This window comes from Variovorax sp. RKNM96, from assembly GCF_017161115.1.
Lineage (GTDB): Bacteria > Pseudomonadota > Gammaproteobacteria > Burkholderiales > Burkholderiaceae_C > Variovorax.
This window is the reverse complement of record NZ_CP046508.1, coordinates 6,646,163-6,661,850: the sequence shown is the minus strand read 5'-3', so window position 1 is coordinate 6,661,850 and position 15,688 is coordinate 6,646,163. Positions and strand designations below refer to the sequence as shown.

Below are 15,688 nucleotides of genomic sequence, written 5' to 3'. Positions count from 1 at the left end.
CTCGGCCGCAGCGCCGCGTTCGACGGCGTTGCCCACCCACACAAGGACCCACGATGACCCGACTTGCCTCGTTCGCCCTTGCAGCCGCCTGCGCTGCGATGTCCCTGCCCGCCGCGGCCCAGTTCGCCAAGCCCGAGGACGCCATCAAGTACCGCCAGAGCGCGCTGTTCGTGATGAGCCAGCATTTCGGCCGCCTGGGCGCCATGGCCAACGGCCGGGTTCCCTACGACGCCGCAGCGGCTGCGGCCAACGCCGAAATCGTGGCCGAGATGGCCAAGCTGCCCTGGGCCGCCTTCGGCCCCGGCACCGAGGGTGGCAAGGCCAAGCCCGAAGTCTGGAAGGAAGACGCCAAGTTCAAGGAACGCCAGCAGAAGCTGATCGAGGAAACCGGCAAGCTGGTGGTCGCGGCCAAGGCCGGCAACATCGACGCGCTCAAGGCCCAGTTCGGCCCGACCGGTGCGAGCTGCAAGGCCTGCCACGACAGCTTCCGCAACCAGTAAGAGCGGCTGCAAAAACAAAAGGCGCTACCAGGTAGCGCCTTTTTTCTATGGGGTCGAGGAAGCTTCAGGCCTCGGCGAGCAGCTTCTCGATGAGCTTGTGCAGCTCGGCAAAGTCGGGTTCGCCCACGTAGCGCTTCACGATCTCGCCCTGCTTGTTGACCAGGTAGGTGGTCGGCGTGAGCTTCACGTCGCCCCAGGCCTGCGCCACGCTGCCGGTGTTGTCGATCGCCACCTTGAACGGCAGCTTGCGGGTTTCGGCGAAGTTGACGACGTAGCTCGGCGGGTCGTAGCTCATGGCCACCGCCAGCGTGTCGTAGCCCTTGGACTTGTACTTGTCGTAGGTCGCGATGACCTTGGGCATCTCGCCGACGCAGGTCACGCAGCTCGTGGCCCAGAAGTTGACCAGGGTGACCTTGCCCTTCAGGTCGGCGGTGGTCTTCTGGCTGCCGTCCAGCAGCACGAAGGTGGAGGCCGGGGCCGCCGTGTTGCCGGAGCCGAGGTACACGCCCACGCCAACGGCCAATGCAAGAGCGACGGCGGCGGCAGCGATGTATTTTTTCATGGCGGCGACTGGGGGAGGGAGGGGGATAGAGGGGGCGGCGCGATTCTAGTTCCGCCTGCGCGACCGTGCTGGCGAGGGCCCATCCGGCATCTGGGGCTCGATAATCGCTCCCCCATGCCGTTGTTCGCCCCCCGCCCCTGGCTTGCGCTGACAGCCACCGCCTTTCTCGCCGCCTGCAGCCCCACCTTCAACTGGCGCGAGGTGCCGATCGCCGATGCGGGCCTGGTCGCGCTCCTGCCCTGCAAGCCCGACCGCGCGAACCGCGCGCTCCCGCTGGGCGCCGAATCCGTGCAGGTCGACATGGCCGGCTGCGAGACCGGCGGCGCGACCTTCGCGATTGCCCATGCGTCCGCCGGCAGCCCCGAGCAAGCCGAGGCCTGGCTCAACGCCTGGCGCGCGGCCACGCGCGGCCAGTTGGGCGATGCGAAGGTGACGGAAGCCCCCGCAGCCCTGCAGCGGGCGACCGCGATGCCCGCGCCGGTGCGGTTCGACGCGCAACCGGCGCAATCGGGCGCAGCGCCCGTCCAGGTGCTCTGGTTCGCCCAATCGCAGAAAAACGGCACCGTGGCGCTCTACCAGGCGACCGTGCTCGGCAAGCCGTCTTCCCCCGAGGCGCCCAAGACCTTCTTCGAAGGCCTGCGCCTTCCATGAACGGCGGCACTGTCCGTTCTTTCGCGGGCTGATGCGTTATGTCTTATCTCTACTTTCCCTGGGCGCCCCCGCATAATCGACGCGTCGTCCTCCGAGCCGCATGAACAGCATCCTCATTATCGCCCACTCACCGTTCGCGCAGGCGCTGCGGCAGTGCGCGCTGCATGTGTTTCCAGACTGCGAGCAGGCCGTCGTCGCGCTCGATGTGCTGCCCAACGTGTCGCCCGAGGAAACGCTGGCCGCCGCCCGCATCACGCTCCAGCAGCAGCTGCACGCCCCGCGCTCGCAGGTGCTGGTGCTGGCCGACGTGTTCGGCGCCACGCCCTGCAACGTGGCGCAGAAGCTGGTGGACGGCGTCCATTCGAAGCTGGTGGCCGGCGTCAACCTGCCGATGCTGCTGCGCGCCGTCACCTACCGCCACGAACCGCTCGACACGCTCGTGCAGCGCGCCATCGCGGGTGGCACCGCAGGCGTCATGCAGGTGGCGGTGGCGGCTCCCCAGAACCAGGCAAAAAGAAAGCACAGTGATCAAGAAATCCGTGACCATCAGCAATAAGCTGGGCCTGCACGCACGCGCATCGGCCAAGCTGACCAAGCTCGCAGGCAGCTATCCCTGCGAGGTGTGGCTCTCGCGCGGCGACCGCCGCATCAATGCCAAGAGCATCATGGGCGTCATGATGCTGGCCGCGGGCCTCGGCTCCACCGTCGAGCTAGAGACCAATGGCCAGCAGGAAGAAGAAGCGATGAACGCCATCGTCCAGCTCATGGACGACAAGTTCGGCGAAGGCGAATAAGGGCAACGCCATGACCTTCGCAGTCCACGGCCTCCCTGTCGCCCGTGGCATTGCCATCGGCCGCGCGGTGCTGGTGGTGTCGAGCCGCATCGACGTCGCCCACTACTTCATCAAGCCCGAGGAAATCGAGACCGAGATCGACCGGGTGCGCACCGCGCGCAACGCCGTGGCCGACGAGCTCGCCAAGCTGCAGACCAGCGTCGCGCAGATGGGCCCGAACGACGCGCCGCACGAGCTCGCCGCGCTGCTCGAAGTGCACCAGATGCTGCTGCAGGACGAGGCCCTCACCGGCGGCGTGAAGCACTGGATCACCGACCGGCTCTACAACGCCGAATGGGCGCTGACCACGCAGCTGGAGATCATCGCGCGCCAGTTCGACGAGATGGAGGACGAGTACCTGCGCGAGCGCAAGGCCGACCTCGAGCAGGTGGTCGAACGCCTGCTGCACCGCATGAAGGGCACGGCCGCGGTGCTCGCGCCCAGCCCGCCGCGCCGCAAGCGCGCCGCCACCCACGACGACGATGACGATCCCACCGCGGGCGACGGCATCGACGTGCCGCTGGTGCTGATCGCGCATGACCTCTCGCCGGCCGACATGCTTCAGTTCAAGAAGAGCGTGTTCGCGGGCTTCGTGACCGACGTGGGCGGGCGCACCTCGCACACCGCCATCGTCGCGCGCAGCATGGACATTCCGGCCATCGTCGGCGCGCGCACCGCGAGCCAGCTGGTGCGCCAGGACGACTGGGTCATCATCGACGGCGATGCCGGCGTGATGATCATCGACCCCTCGCCGATCATCCTGGCCGAGTACGGCTTCAAGCAGCGCCAGGGCGACCTCGAACGCGGCCGGCTCGCGCGGCTGCGCCACAAGCCCGCGGTCACGCTCGATGGCCAGCGCGTCGAGCTGCTCGCCAACATCGAAATGCCCGAGGACACCGTGGGCGCCGTCAAGGCCGGCGCGGTGGGCGTGGGGCTGTTCCGCAGCGAATTCCTCTTCATGGGCCGTGAATCTTCGGCGCGCCAGACGCGCCTGCCCGACGAGGAAGAGCAATACCAGGCCTACAAGCGCGCGGTCGAGGGCATGCAGGGCATGCCGGTCACGATCCGCACCATCGACGTGGGCGCCGACAAGCAACTGGACAACAAGTCCGGCAGCAAGCAGGAGCACCTGAATCCCGCGCTCGGCCTGCGCGCCATTCGCTGGAGCCTGGCCGATCCGGCGATGTTCCTCACGCAGCTGCGCGCCATCCTGCGCGCGGCCGCGCACGGCGAGATCCACCTGTTGATTCCGATGCTCGCGCACGCAAGCGAGATCCGCCAGACGCTCTCGCTGATCGACTTTGCACGTGTGGAGCTGGACAACCGCGGGGCCGTGTACGGCAGCGTGAAGCTCGGCGCCATGATCGAGATTCCCGCGGCCGCGCTCACGCTCAAGACCTTTCTCAAGCACTTCGATTTCCTGTCGATCGGCACCAACGACCTGATCCAGTACACGCTGGCCATCGACCGCGCCGACGAGTCGGTCGCGCACCTCTACGACCCCGCGCACCCCGCGGTGCTCAAGCTGGTGGCCGACACCATCGCCGAGTGCCGCCGCCAGGGCAAGGGCGTGGCCGTGTGCGGCGAAATGGCGGGCGACGTGGCCTTCACCCGCCTGCTGCTCGGCCTGGGCCTGCGCAGCTTCTCGATGCATCCGTCGCGCATCCTGGCCGTGAAGCAGGAGGTGCTGCGCGCCGACACCAGCAAGCTCGAAGCGTGGGCCAAGGGCATCCTCGAGTCCGATGATCCCGCCACGGCCCTCGCGGGCTGATGTGCGGCGGGCGGTTGCGGGAATGACGAACACCGTGCCCGCGACCCCTGCGTCTGCGCCCGGCAGCGCATGGCACGGCATGCTGCTCGCCTTCACAGGCGGCTTCGTCGACACCCTCGGTTTCGTGGCGCTGTTCGGGCTCTTCACCGCGCATGTCACCGGCAACTTCGTGCTGATCGGTGCGGCGATTGCCGGCGGCGCGCATTCGGGCGTGGTCGGCAAGCTGCTGGCCCTGCCGATGTTCGTGATCGGCGTGGCGGCTACGCGGATGTTCCAGTTGCGGGGCGAGCGCCGCGGGCTCGACACCGCGGTGCCGCTGATGGCCACGCAGTTGCTCTTTCTTGTGGCCTTCATGGGAGCCGGCGTCTGGGCCGGTCCTTTCGTGAGCGGCAACGGCGTGTCGGCCATCGCGGTCGGCCTGGTGGGCGTGCTCACCATGTCGATCCAGAACACCGCCGCGCGCAGCGTCTTCGCGCGGCTGACGCCCAGCACGGTGATGACCGGCAACGTCACGCAGCTCGTGATGGACCTCGTCGACATGGCCGCGCGCGCACCTGCTGCAGACGCGGCCGCGGGGCGTGTGCGCAAGGCCTGGCCACCGATCGCGGCGTTCGCGGTGGGCTCGCTGGCTGGCGGCCTGGGCTATGCGCATGCGGGCTTCTGGGCGCTGCTCGCGCCCTGCGCCGCACTGGCCGCATTGCTTCGGTTACTGCGAAAGCAATAGCGTCGCAATAAAACGAAACACGCCGAAACCGCGGCGAAAGGACTTGCCGCACCTCTGCAAGCACGATCAGGGCTCCTCAACACACCCTGAAAGGCCTGCATCATGAAGTCCCTCTCCCTGACCCAGATCATCACCGTCGGCTCGTTCGCCATGCTCGCCGCAGCGGGCGCCAAGGCCGAGAGCTACCAGGGCGTGCAGCCCGCCGTCTCGGCCATGAGCCGCGCCGAGGTCAGCGCCGAAGCCGTGCGCACCGCATCGGCCCCCAACCAGAACATCGTGCGCGGTTCGCGCGGCCCTGAAACCGTGGCGGTCTCGACCGAACGCGCCCGCGTCGTGGCCGAAGCCGTGCGCACCGCCGCCGCTCCCGACCAGAACGTGACCTCGGGCTCGCGCGTGAACAGCAAGGTCATCTCGACGATGCAGAACCCCGTCGATGCCCGCGCCGAAGCCGCGCGCAGCAACAGCAGCAAGCTCTGAGCAACAGCGCCTCGCGTTGCTGCCTCGTACGTCGCAATAAAACGAAACACGCCGAAACCGCGGTGAGAGGACTTCGGAGCGCGCCAATTGCACCATCGAGCTTCCTCTTCTTCCGACAACACAAGGACGTCTCATGAAACACTGGATCAAGCGCACTCTCTTCGGTTTCGCCGGCGCGGCGATGGTGGCTGGCAGCATCGCCGGCTGTGCAGGTCAACGTCACGGCTGGGGCGGCGACAGCGCCGAGTTCCGCAGCAAGATGGTCGAGCGCGTGGGCAGCAAGCTCGAACTCGACACCGCGCAAAAGCAGAAGCTCACCGTGCTGGCCGAGAAGCTGCAGGCGCAGCGCGAAGCCTTGCGTGGCGCGGGCGGCTCGGGCGATCCGCGCTCGCAGTTCAAGGCGCTGTTCGCGGGCAACAAGCTCGACCAGGCCGGTGCCACGCGGCTCATCGACGAGAAGACCACCGCGGTACGCAATGGCAGCCCTGAAATCATCGCCGCCGCCGCCGACTTCTTCGACAGCCTGAACGCCGCCCAACAGCAAAAGGTCCGCGACTTCATGGACCGTGGCGGACGTCGCTGGAGCCACCGTGGCTGAGTCTGTCTCCGCGCACGGACTCATGACGCAGCGTGCTTCGGCGGCTGTGGCATGGGCGACACGGGCCGCGCCCGCGGCTGACACGCCCAACGCAGCGGCGGGCGGCGTTCGCACGCTGCTGCGCCTCGAAGGCGCCGTCGTGCTGGCCGCGGCGCTGGCGGCTTACACGCAGTTCGGCCTCGGCTGGGGCGTGTTCGCGCTGTGGCTGCTCATGCCCGACCTGTCGCTGCTCGGCTACCTCGCGGGCCCTCGCGCGGGCGCGGCGCTCTACAACGCGGCGCATTCGTACATCGGTCCTGTCGCGCTGCTGGTGCTCGGCGTGCTCGCGGCGATGCCGTGGGCCGTGGCCGGCGCGCTGATCTGGCTGACCCACATCGGCCTGGACCGCGCGCTCGGCTACGGGCTCAAGTACGCCTCGGGCTTCGGCCTCACGCACCTGGGCCGCGTCGGCCGCGCCGATCCATGGTGAGGATGAACGACCCCGCTCCCGTGCTGCGCCCTCAGGTCGCGCGCGCCTGGATGCTGGTCGAGGCGCTCGCGCTCGGCGTCGCATCGACGGTGCACGCCGGCCTGCTCGTGCCGGGCCATGCCCATCCGCAGGCCCGCATCGCCGAGGCGGTGATCGCCACCGTGCTGGTGCTCGCCTCGGTCGAGACCTGGCTGCGCCCCGCGCACGCGCGCCCGGCAGCGATCTTCGGCCAGGGCTTCGCGCTCGTCGGCACGCTGGTCGGCCTTTTCACCATCGTGCTCGGCATCGGTCCGCACACGATGTCCGACGTCGTCTTTCACGCGCTGCTGCTCGCAACGCTCGTGACAGGCCTGACCATGGCGGTGCGATGCCGACCGGTCTGATGGCCAGCGAAGTCATTCGCCACATGTTTGCCAGGAGGCACAATCCCGCCATGCCGCGCATCCTGCTGATCGACGACGACGAACACCTCGCCGCGCCGCTGACCACCTACTTCGCCCGCTTCGGCTGCACGCTCGAGAGCGCCGTGCGCCCGAGCGAAGGCCTCGCCAAGCTGCGCGCCGGACAGTACGACGCGGCCATCCTCGACGTGATGCTGCCCGAGATGGACGGCTTCGCGCTGTGCCGCGAGATCCGCAAGGAGAGCGACATCCCCATCGTCATGCTCACCGCCCGCGGCGAGGTGATGGACCGCGTGGTCGGCCTGGAGCTGGGCGCCGACGACTACGTGCCCAAGCCCTTCGAACCGCGCGAACTGGTGGCGCGGGTGCAGACCATCCTGCGGCGCCAGCGCAGCACGCCGGCCATGGCGAACGGCAATGGCGGCAACAACGGCACGCAGCTGCGCGTGTTCGACGGCCTCTCGATCGATCTCGACCGGCGCCAGGTGCTGCGCCAGGGCGAGCGCGTCGAGCTCACCGGCACCGAGTTCGAATTGCTTGCGCTGCTGGCGGCCGAGCCCGGCAAGGTCTTCAGCCGCGACGACATCTTGAACCGCCTGCGCGGCCATGAGGCCGAGCTCTACACCCGCGCGGTCGACATCGTGGTGAGCCGCCTGCGCAAGAAGCTGGAGCCGCTGGACTGCATCAAGACGCTGCGCAATGCCGGCTATGCGCTGGCCGTCGCACGCAGCGAGCCTGCATGAGGTTCGGCGGACGGGACCACCGGGAAGCGTGGCGCGAGATGGCCTGCCGCCGTGCCGAAATGCGCAAGCAATGGCACGCCCAGTGGCACGAGAAGGTGCAGGGCAAGCGCCGCTGGCGCCGGTCGCTGCGCATCCGTCTCGTGATGATGTTCGTGCTGCTCGCGCTGGTGATGGCCGGCGTCTTCATGGGCGGCATGAAGAAGGCGTTTTCCACCGGCTGGGCCGAGGCCGCCAAGCCGATGCTGGTGGACTACGCCGACCGGCTCGTCGCCGAGATCGGCACGCCGCCCGACGTGACGCGCGCGCAGGCGCTGGTGGCCCGGCTGCCGATCACGATCCGCATCGTCGGCCCCACGGTCAACTGGGATTCCAACCCGGGCGGGTCGCACAGCCCCGGCGGCTGGATGCACGACCGCGAGGATGTGTTCGGCGGCGACAAGTGGTTCATCCGTCCGACGGCCGACGGTCACCGCGTCATCTTCGGCTGGGCGCCCAAGCTCTGGCAGCTCGCGCCGCGCGCGACCGGCTGGGCCACGCTGGGCCTGCTGCTGTCGTGCGTGCTGCTGGGCTATGCCTATGTGAGCCGGCTGCTGCGGCCGCTGATCGACATCCGCGAAGGCGCGCAGCGCTTCGGCCGGGGCGAGTTCACCGAGCCGATTCCGGTGCGCCGCAACGACGACCTGGGCGACCTCGCGCAGCGCATCAACACCATGGCCGACGACATCCAGGCGATGCTCGATGCCAAGCGTGGCTTGCTGCTGGCATTGAGTCATGAGCTGCGCTCGCCGCTCACGCGCGCCCGGCTCAACGCCGAGCTGCTGCCCGCCACGCCCGAGGGCCAGGCCGAGCGCGAGGCGCTGCTGCGCGATCTGAACGAAATGCGCGACCTGATCAGCGACCTGCTCGAGAGCGAACGCCTGGCGAGCCCGCATGCGGCGCTGCAGCGCGAGCCGGTCGACCTGGCGGTGCTGGTACGCCAGATCGTGGCCGAGATGCCCGGCGCAGAGAAGGTGCACCTCGACCTGGCCGAAGGCCTGCCGCCGCATTCGATCGACCGCATGCGCGTCCGCCTCCTGGTGCGCAACCTGCTGGACAACGCCATGCGCTACAGCACCGAGGCGCCCCGGCCGCCGTGCGTGTCGCTGCGCGCGGTGGTGGACGGCCAGGTGCAGGGTATCGAGCTCGAGGTGCGCGACTACGGTCCGGGTGTCGACGAAGCCCAGCTCGGGCGGCTGACCGAGCCCTTCTATCGCACCGACGGCGCACGGGCGCGGGCCACCGGCGGCGTCGGGCTGGGCATGTACCTGTGCCGGCTGGTCGCCGAGGCGCACGGGGGCTCGCTGACCGTGCGCAACGCGAATCCCGGCCTGCAGATCGTCGTGCGGATCTGAGTTTCTCCCTGGTGTGGGCCCTGTCGCCTGCGCTACCAGCGGGCGCGATGGGCGCGGCTAGGATGCGCCTCCAACCCAGGTCCCCGCGTCCATCAATCAAGGAGACACCATGAGCAGCTCACTCACCAACCACCAGGTCCGCCTCGCCAAACGCCCCGAAGGCACGGTCACCCGCGAGAATTGGAAGTTCACCACCGAGCCCGTCGGCGAGCCGGCCGAGGGCGGGGTGCTGGTCAAGACGCTGTCGCTGTCGCTCGACCCCGCCATGCGCGGCTGGCTCAACGATGCCAAGAGCTACATCGCGCCCGTGGCCATCGACGAGGTGATGCGCGCGGGCGGCGTCGGCCGGGTCATCGCCTCGAAGAACCCGCAGTTCACGGTCGGCGACACGGTCTACGGCACGCTGGGCGTGCAGGAATACATCCTGATCCCCGAAGACCAGGTCAAGCGCAACGGCCTGGTCAAGATCGACCTGCGCGTGGGCACGATCACGCAGTGGCTCAACGTGCTGGGCATGCCCGGCATGACCGGCTACTTCGGCCTGATGGACGTGGGCCAGCCCAAGGCGGGCGAAACGGTCGTCATCTCCGGCGCGGCCGGCGCAGTCGGCCAGACGGTGGGGCAGCTCGCCAAGATCAAGGGCTGTCGCGTGGTCGGCATTGCCGGCGGCGCCGCCAAGTGCGACTGGGTGGTCAAGGAGCTGGGCTTCGACGCCTGCATCGACTACAAGGCCGGCGCCAGTGCGGTGCGCGAAGGGCTCAAGACGCATTGCCCGAAGGGCGTGGACATCTACTTCGACAACGTCGGCGGCGAGATCCTCGACGCGGTGCTGGCGCGGCTCGCGCGCAAGGCCCGCGTGATCATCTGCGGCGCGATCAGCCAATACAACAACGCCAACAGCATGCCGGGCGCCGGCCCGAAGAACTACCTGAGCCTGCTGGTGAACCGCGCGCGGATGGAGGGCATCGTGGTGTTCGACTACGCCGACCGGTATCCCATTGCCATCGCGGAACTTGCCGGATACCTGAAAGATGGCCGCATGAAGAGCAAGGAAGACGTGGTTTCGGGGATCGATACCTTCCCGGAAGCGCTCAACAAACTGTTCAGCGGTGAAAACTTTGGCAAACTGATTCTGCAAATCGCTACGGACTAGTATCGACTTGTTAACGCTCGTGCCTATGTCACGGACAATTGAATAGAACTGTTAACTACAGTGAACTGACGATAACAACAGCCCATTTTGCGTCATCGGGTAACTAGACTGCGGCCTGCCCTGCATAAGGCAGGTTGCAATTCAGTTATTTCATCTCCTCAGGGAACACAAAATGCAAAAGTCTGTACTCATCAAGTTCGCATCGCTGGCCGTGGCCGGCGTGCTGTCTCAAGGCGCTTTCGCGGCTGACGGCACGATCAATTTCACCGGTGAAATCGTCGACGCACCTTGCTCGATCTCGCCCAACAGCCAGAACCTGACCGTGCCGCTCGGCAAGGTCTCGCGCACCGCGTTCGACGGTGGAACCGCTGGCACCGCTTCGATCGGCAAGAAGGCCACGCCAGCCAAGTTCACCATCGACCTGCTGGGCTGCGGCGCATCGGCGACGGGTGCCACCGTCAGCTTCTCGGGCGTTGGCGACACCGACGCCACTCTCCTGCGTCTGGCCAACGCCGGTCAGGTCGGCGTGGGCGCGGCCTCGGGTGTTGCTATCGAACTCGGTGATTCCACCGGCGCCAAGATCGCCTTGAACACGGGCAGTTCGGGTGAATACATCCTGGGTCTGGGCGACAACTCGCTGAAGTTCCAGGCAGCCTACATTGCAACCAAAACGGCCGTGACGGTTGGCCCGGCCAACGCGGTCGCGCAGTTCACGGTTGCCTACAAGTAAGTAGCGTCCGCGGCATTGCCGCGGCCAGCCGGGGCGCACAGCCGCTCCGGGCCGGCCGGCGATGCCGCCCATGCCTGCGCCGCGGCCGGACTTCCGCGTCCCATCGGCGCCGGCATTTCTTTCTTTTTTCGCCTTTTTCCGACGGTGCCCCGATGCGCACCGCCGTGCTGGGGTGCGCGTGTTCCATGCGTCTTACCCGCGCCCAAGGATTCTTTTTTTATGTGCAGCAACCATCGCTTCCGCTGGGTTTTCGCCATCCTGCTGATGCTGGGCCTCCAGGGGCTGGCCGGCGCGGGCGTGATGCTCGGCGGCACCCGCGTGATCCTCGGCGAGAGGGACCGCGAAGCCTCCATTCCGGTGAAGAACACCGGCACCTCGCCCTACGTGGTCCAGTCGTGGATCGACGCCGGCGAAGGCAAGAACAAGACCCCCCTGCTCGTCACGCCGCCGTTGTCGCGGCTCGACCCGGGCATGGAAAACATCCTGCGCATCATGCGTGTGCAGGGCGATCTGCCGGCCGACCGCGAATCGGTCTTCTGGCTGAACGTCAAGGAGATTCCCGAGAAGTCGAAGGAAGAGAACGTGCTGCAGATCGCGGTGCGCAGCCGCATCAAGCTGTTCTACCGGCCTTCGAAGCTGGCGGGCAAGTCCGAGGAATCGCGCGGCCAGCTCAAGTGGGCGGTGAGCGCGGGCGCCGAAGGGCAGGGCGCTGTGCTCAAGGTCGGCAACCCCACGCCTTATCACGTGACCTTCACCGCGCTGAACATCAACAGCGGCCAGCAGCTGATCAACGCCGACATGGTGCCGCCGTTCGGGGAGATGAGCTATCCGCTGACCACGGTGAAAGCGCCGCAGGCCGTCCAGGTCAACTACACCACGCTCAACGACTACGGCGGCGAGACGCCTGAAGAGCGCGTGCAGGTGCCGGCTGGCGCGGAGCCCGTGGCCGTGAAGGCCGAGCTGGTCCCGCCGCCCGTGCCTTCCGCCGACGGCGCCAAGCGCTGAGACGCAAGAGACGAATCGCCATGCGCCGTTCACCTGCTCTTTGCGCACCGTTCCGGCTGACCCTGTGCGCCGCCCTGCTGGGCACGCTCGGCGCGCCCGGCCATGCGCAGGAGAAGCCGCAGCAGCTGGCCGGCTCCAGCTTCAACGAGGAATTCCTCGGCATCGGCGGCGACCAGCCGCACGCGGACCTCTCGCTCTTCTCCTTCGGCAACCGCGTGCTCGCGGGCAAGTACATGGTCGACGTGTCGCTCAACGAGCGCGGCGCGGGACAGACCGAGATCCGCTTCGCCGCCAAGGAAGGAAAGAGCGATGCCGAGCCCTGTCTCACGCGCGGCATGCTCGACGCGTGGGGTGTCAACGTGGCGGTGTTCCCCGAACTCGCGAGCGCCGCGGACGAGGCCTGCATCGAGCTGACCAAGGTCATTCCCGATGCGGCCGTGACCTACGACGCCGGCAAGCAGCGCCTGTTCGTGAGCATTCCGCAGGCGGCGCTCAAGCGCTCGGCGCGCGGCGCGGTCGGGCCCGAGAAGTGGGACCAGGGCATCACCGCCGGCATGCTGGACTACCAGCTCAATTTCGCGCGCTACAGCGGCAGCAACTACCGCAACGACACCAACCCCTTCGCGCCGCCGCAGAACGTGTTCGACGGCAACCCCTTCGCCGAGCGCGACAGGACCTTGCAGCGCAACACCCTGTTCGCGGGCCTGCGTGCCGGCTTCAACTACGGCGACTGGCGTTTTCGCCATTTCTCGACCTACAACCGGGGCATCGACGGCAAGAGCCGCTGGCAGGGCATCAACACCTACATGCAGCGCGACATCGCCTCAATCAACGGACGCCTCCTGATCGGCGACGGCAACACGCCGGGCAACTTCTTCGACAGCCTGCCGTTCCGCGGCGTGCAGCTGTCCTCCGACGACGCGATGCTGCCCGACAGCCAGCAGGGCTACGCACCCACCATCCGCGGCGTGGCGCAGACCAACGCACGCGTCACCGTGCGCCAGAACGGCTACGTCATCTACAGCACCTTCGTGGCGCCGGGGCCGTTCGTGATCGACGACCTGTATCCCACCTCATCGAGCGGCGACCTGGAAGTGACCATCGCCGAAGCCGACGGCCGCCAAACGAAATACACGCAGGCCTTCTCGGCCGTGCCCACGCTGCTGCGCGAAGGCACCTGGCGCTATTCGGCCACTGTCGGCAAGTACCGCAACGGTTTCGACGGCAGCAGCGTGCTGGGCATTCGGTCGTCGCTCTCGCAGCCGGTCTTCATGCAGGCGACGCTGGCGCGCGGGCTGGGCAACGAGTTCTCGATCTACGGCGGCCTCCTGATGGCGAACATGTACCAGTCGCTGCTCGCGGGCGTGGGCAAGAACCTGCGCGATTTCGGCGCGGTGTCGGTCGACCTGTCGAGCGCACGCACCACCGACCGCACGCCGATCAATGGCGTGAAGACCTACGACGGCCAGTCGGTGCGCTTCCTTTATTCGAAGGCTTTCCTCACCTCGGGCACCAACTTCCGCGTGGCGGGCTACCGCTACTCGACCAGCGGCTATCGCACCTTCCAGGAGGCGGTGCAGATGCAGGACCTGCGGCCCTTCGAGTCCTTCAACAGCCGTCGCAACGAAGTGCGCTTCGAGGTCTCGCAGCAGGTCGGCGACCTGGGCACGGTGTTCGCGTCGGCGCGCCAGCAGAGCTACTGGGGCACCAGTGCGAAGGACCGGCTGGTGCAGCTGGGCTATTCGGGCAACTACAAGCAGTTCGGCTACAGCGTCTTCTACAACTACACCACCAGCCTGAACCGGCCGGCCGTGCGACAGGTGATGTTCACGCTGAGCATTCCGCTCGGCGATACCCGCGCCAGCGCGCAGTACGCCGTCACCCGCGACAGCACCGGCCGCGTCAACCAGCAGGCCAGCGTCTACGGCTCGGCCTTCGACGACAGCCGCCTGACCTACAACGTGACCGCCGGCGCCGCGAACCAGGGCGGCGGCAGCAGCGGCAGTGCAAGTGCGAGCTACCTGTCGCAGGTCGGTCGCTTCGACGTCGGCCATTCGCAGGGCCGCGGTTATGGCCAGAGCACCTTCGGTGTGTCCGGCGGTGTGTTGATCCATGGCGGCGGCGTCACGATGTCGCAGCCGCTGGGCGAGACCATCGCGCTGGTGCAGGCGCCCAAGGCCTCCGGCGTGGGCTTCGAGTCGCAGCCTGGCGTGGCGACCGACTGGGCCGGCAACGCGATCATTCCCAACCTCACGCCTTATCGCCTGAACCGCCTGGCCATCCGCACCGGCGACCTCGGCGACACGGTGGAAGTGAAGAACGCCGCCACCGAGGTGGTGCCCACGCGCGGCGCCGTGGTGGTCGCGAAGTTCGAGACCTCGGTGGGCTTCCGCCTGCTGATGGTGCTCACCGACCGCAAGGGCCGCATGCTGCCGCTCGGCTCGAAGATCGAGAACGAGGCGGGCCAGGAGGTCGGCATCGTCGGCCCCGACGGCCAGGCCTTCGTGACCGGCGCGGGCAGCAGCGGCCAGTTGACCGTGCGCTGGGGCCAGGACAAGGCCGACCAATGCGTCGTGCCCTACAGCCTGCCCGATGAAAAGAACCCGCCGCCGATCCGCGAGCTGAACGGCCAATGCGCCGCTGCTGCGCCGGTCGATGTGCAACCGAAGGGAGCGGAATGAACCGCAGCCATCCATTCCGCCGTTCCGTGCGCTTCGCCGTACCGGCCCTCGTGATGTTGCTCGGCGCACAGGGCGCGTGGGCCGCGTGCACCGTCACGCCGGGCTATGTCGAGAAGACCGTCAACATGGCGATGGGCCGCGTCCTCATTCCGAACGATGCCGCGGTGGGCACGATGTTCAAGTCGCAGCTCTTCCCGCTGCCTTCGTCCGTCATCAACAAACCGTGGACCTGCGTGGGCGGGGGCAATGTGAAGGGCGTGATGCTGCAGGGCACCGCGGTGCCGGGCTATGACCACGTGTTCACCACCGCGGTGCCCGGCGTGGGCATCCGCCTGTCGCGCTACTTCAGCGACACCGAGGTCAGCTACTACCCGCACGACCGCTCGACCACCAGCGATTTCGGCGACTTCAATGCAGCGTCGCGTTTTCAGGTCGAGCTGTTCAAGATCGCGACCGTGACGGGCAACGGCCCGCTCGCGCAGGGCACCTACACCCAGTACTACAGCGTGGCGGACAGCAAGTCGGTGCTCACGACAAATCTGCTGGGCGAGGGCATCACCATCATCACGCCCTCTTGCTCGGTGGACTTAGGCTCGCGCAACATCCTTGTGGAATTCGGCAAGGTGCCGCAGAGCAACTTCAAGGGCAGGGGCACCACCACGGGCGACCGCAAGTTCAACATCAAGCTCAACTGCAAGGCCGGGCAGAACGCGCAGAACACGGTCTACCTGCGCATGGACGCGACGCAGGACCCGTCGAACGAACAGGGCGTGCTGAAGATCACGCAAGCCGGTTCGACCACCGCCACCGGCGTGGGCATCCAGGTGGTGAACGACAAGACCGTACCGGTGAAATTCGGTGAAGAGGCATTGGTGGGACCGTCGATGGACGGCTCCTATGTGCTGCCCTACACCGCGCGCTATTTCCAGACCGGCGACAAGGTGACGCCGGGCCGTGCCAACGGCACGGCGACCTTCACGCTCGACTACAAGTAAGTAG

General features: G+C 67.5%; 18 protein-coding genes. 17 read left to right on the top strand and 1 reads right to left on the bottom strand.

Annotated features, from left to right (window positions below; translation table 11 throughout):
- Positions 1-53: 53 nt before the first annotated feature.
- A complete protein-coding gene (locus GNX71_RS31050; protein WP_206175962.1) occupies positions 54-500 on the top strand; it encodes a cytochrome c in 447 nt (148 codons plus the stop codon).
- Between the two features lie 64 nt (positions 501-564).
- Here the strand turns inward: GNX71_RS31050 and GNX71_RS31045 are convergent, their stop codons facing one another.
- Positions 565-1,062: a TlpA disulfide reductase family protein gene (locus GNX71_RS31045; protein WP_042578715.1), complete on the bottom strand. Its 498-nt coding sequence runs from the start codon at positions 1,060-1,062 to the stop codon at positions 565-567.
- Positions 1,063-1,176: 114 nt separating this feature from the next.
- Here GNX71_RS31045 and GNX71_RS31040 point away from each other — a divergent pair, with 114 nt between their 5' ends.
- From GNX71_RS31040 to GNX71_RS30965, 16 genes are all read left to right on the top strand, one after another.
- Positions 1,177-1,713, top strand: a complete 537-nt coding sequence (locus GNX71_RS31040; protein ID WP_206175961.1) for a hypothetical protein — start codon at positions 1,177-1,179, stop codon at positions 1,711-1,713.
- Positions 1,714-1,813: 100 nt separating this feature from the next.
- Positions 1,814-2,269, top strand: a complete 456-nt coding sequence (locus GNX71_RS31035) for a PTS fructose transporter subunit IIA (RefSeq protein ID WP_042578717.1) — start codon at positions 1,814-1,816, stop codon at positions 2,267-2,269.
- Complete coding sequence (locus GNX71_RS31030; protein ID WP_013543930.1) at positions 2,238-2,507, top strand: HPr family phosphocarrier protein; 270 nt, start codon at positions 2,238-2,240, stop codon at positions 2,505-2,507. The genes GNX71_RS31035 and GNX71_RS31030 overlap by 32 nt, the downstream gene beginning before the upstream one ends.
- Before the next feature lie 10 nt (positions 2,508-2,517).
- The gene (gene ptsP, locus GNX71_RS31025; RefSeq protein ID WP_206175960.1) at positions 2,518-4,317 is read left to right on the top strand and encodes a phosphoenolpyruvate--protein phosphotransferase; all 1,800 of its coding nucleotides are present in this window, start codon (positions 2,518-2,520) and stop codon (positions 4,315-4,317) included.
- Positions 4,318-4,339: 22 nt separating this feature from the next.
- On the top strand, positions 4,340-5,041 hold the full coding sequence (locus GNX71_RS31020) for a YoaK family protein (RefSeq protein ID WP_206175959.1): 702 nt from the start codon (positions 4,340-4,342) through the stop codon (positions 5,039-5,041).
- A gap of 102 nt (positions 5,042-5,143) precedes the next feature.
- On the top strand, positions 5,144-5,518 hold the full coding sequence (locus tag GNX71_RS31015) for a DUF4148 domain-containing protein (protein WP_206175958.1): 375 nt from the start codon (positions 5,144-5,146) through the stop codon (positions 5,516-5,518).
- Positions 5,519-5,651: 133 nt separating this feature from the next.
- A complete protein-coding gene (locus tag GNX71_RS31010; protein ID WP_206175957.1) occupies positions 5,652-6,116 on the top strand; it encodes a Spy/CpxP family protein refolding chaperone in 465 nt (154 codons plus the stop codon).
- Positions 6,109-6,585, top strand: a complete 477-nt coding sequence (locus tag GNX71_RS31005) for a DUF4260 domain-containing protein (protein ID WP_241027097.1) — start codon at positions 6,109-6,111, stop codon at positions 6,583-6,585. The genes GNX71_RS31010 and GNX71_RS31005 overlap by 8 nt, the downstream gene beginning before the upstream one ends.
- Positions 6,586-6,587: 2 nt before the next feature.
- Positions 6,588-6,968 carry a hypothetical protein gene (locus tag GNX71_RS31000; RefSeq protein WP_241027096.1) on the top strand — a complete coding sequence of 127 codons (381 nt, stop codon included), beginning with the start codon at positions 6,588-6,590 and terminating at the stop codon, positions 6,966-6,968.
- A 50-nt stretch (positions 6,969-7,018) separates the two neighbouring features.
- Complete coding sequence (locus tag GNX71_RS30995) at positions 7,019-7,729, top strand: response regulator transcription factor (protein WP_206175955.1); 711 nt, start codon at positions 7,019-7,021, stop codon at positions 7,727-7,729.
- 38 nt (positions 7,730-7,767) lie between these two features.
- The gene (locus tag GNX71_RS30990) at positions 7,768-9,120 is read left to right on the top strand and encodes a HAMP domain-containing sensor histidine kinase (RefSeq protein ID WP_206179787.1); all 1,353 of its coding nucleotides are present in this window, start codon (positions 7,768-7,770) and stop codon (positions 9,118-9,120) included.
- Between the two features lie 109 nt (positions 9,121-9,229).
- Positions 9,230-10,273, top strand: a complete 1,044-nt coding sequence (locus GNX71_RS30985) for an NADP-dependent oxidoreductase (protein WP_206175954.1) — start codon at positions 9,230-9,232, stop codon at positions 10,271-10,273.
- Between the two features lie 172 nt (positions 10,274-10,445).
- Positions 10,446-11,003 carry a fimbrial protein gene (locus tag GNX71_RS30980; protein ID WP_206175953.1) on the top strand — a complete coding sequence of 186 codons (558 nt, stop codon included), beginning with the start codon at positions 10,446-10,448 and terminating at the stop codon, positions 11,001-11,003.
- A 219-nt stretch (positions 11,004-11,222) separates the two neighbouring features.
- Positions 11,223-12,008: a molecular chaperone gene (locus GNX71_RS30975; RefSeq protein ID WP_206175952.1), complete on the top strand. Its 786-nt coding sequence runs from the start codon at positions 11,223-11,225 to the stop codon at positions 12,006-12,008.
- A gap of 20 nt (positions 12,009-12,028) precedes the next feature.
- A complete protein-coding gene (locus GNX71_RS30970; RefSeq protein ID WP_206175951.1) occupies positions 12,029-14,689 on the top strand; it encodes a fimbria/pilus outer membrane usher protein in 2,661 nt (886 codons plus the stop codon).
- Positions 14,686-15,684 carry a fimbrial protein gene (locus GNX71_RS30965; protein ID WP_206175950.1) on the top strand — a complete coding sequence of 333 codons (999 nt, stop codon included), beginning with the start codon at positions 14,686-14,688 and terminating at the stop codon, positions 15,682-15,684. The genes GNX71_RS30970 and GNX71_RS30965 overlap by 4 nt, the downstream gene beginning before the upstream one ends.
- Positions 15,685-15,688: the final 4 nt, after the last annotated feature.

Bases quoted from the DNA above. Each gene is read 5' to 3' on its own strand.
- GNX71_RS31050 (WP_206175962.1), top strand. From the start codon at position 54: ATGACCCGACTTGCCTCGTTCGCCCTTGCAGCCGCCTGCGCTGCGATG.
- GNX71_RS31045 (WP_042578715.1), bottom strand. From the start codon at position 1,062: ATGAAAAAATACATCGCTGCCGCCGCCGTCGCTCTTGCATTGGCCGTT.
- GNX71_RS31040 (WP_206175961.1), top strand. From the start codon at position 1,177: ATGCCGTTGTTCGCCCCCCGCCCCTGGCTTGCGCTGACAGCCACCGCC.
- GNX71_RS31035 (WP_042578717.1), top strand. From the start codon at position 1,814: ATGAACAGCATCCTCATTATCGCCCACTCACCGTTCGCGCAGGCGCTG.
- ptsP (WP_206175960.1), top strand. From the start codon at position 2,518: ATGACCTTCGCAGTCCACGGCCTCCCTGTCGCCCGTGGCATTGCCATC.
- GNX71_RS31020 (WP_206175959.1), top strand. From the start codon at position 4,340: ATGACGAACACCGTGCCCGCGACCCCTGCGTCTGCGCCCGGCAGCGCA.
- GNX71_RS31015 (WP_206175958.1), top strand. From the start codon at position 5,144: ATGAAGTCCCTCTCCCTGACCCAGATCATCACCGTCGGCTCGTTCGCC.
- GNX71_RS31010 (WP_206175957.1), top strand. From the start codon at position 5,652: ATGAAACACTGGATCAAGCGCACTCTCTTCGGTTTCGCCGGCGCGGCG.
- GNX71_RS31000 (WP_241027096.1), top strand. From the start codon at position 6,588: ATGAACGACCCCGCTCCCGTGCTGCGCCCTCAGGTCGCGCGCGCCTGG.
- GNX71_RS30995 (WP_206175955.1), top strand. From the start codon at position 7,019: ATGCCGCGCATCCTGCTGATCGACGACGACGAACACCTCGCCGCGCCG.
- GNX71_RS30990 (WP_206179787.1), top strand. From the start codon at position 7,768: ATGGCCTGCCGCCGTGCCGAAATGCGCAAGCAATGGCACGCCCAGTGG.
- GNX71_RS30985 (WP_206175954.1), top strand. From the start codon at position 9,230: ATGAGCAGCTCACTCACCAACCACCAGGTCCGCCTCGCCAAACGCCCC.
- GNX71_RS30980 (WP_206175953.1), top strand. From the start codon at position 10,446: ATGCAAAAGTCTGTACTCATCAAGTTCGCATCGCTGGCCGTGGCCGGC.
- GNX71_RS30975 (WP_206175952.1), top strand. From the start codon at position 11,223: ATGTGCAGCAACCATCGCTTCCGCTGGGTTTTCGCCATCCTGCTGATG.
- GNX71_RS30970 (WP_206175951.1), top strand. From the start codon at position 12,029: ATGCGCCGTTCACCTGCTCTTTGCGCACCGTTCCGGCTGACCCTGTGC.
- GNX71_RS30965 (WP_206175950.1), top strand. From the start codon at position 14,686: ATGAACCGCAGCCATCCATTCCGCCGTTCCGTGCGCTTCGCCGTACCG.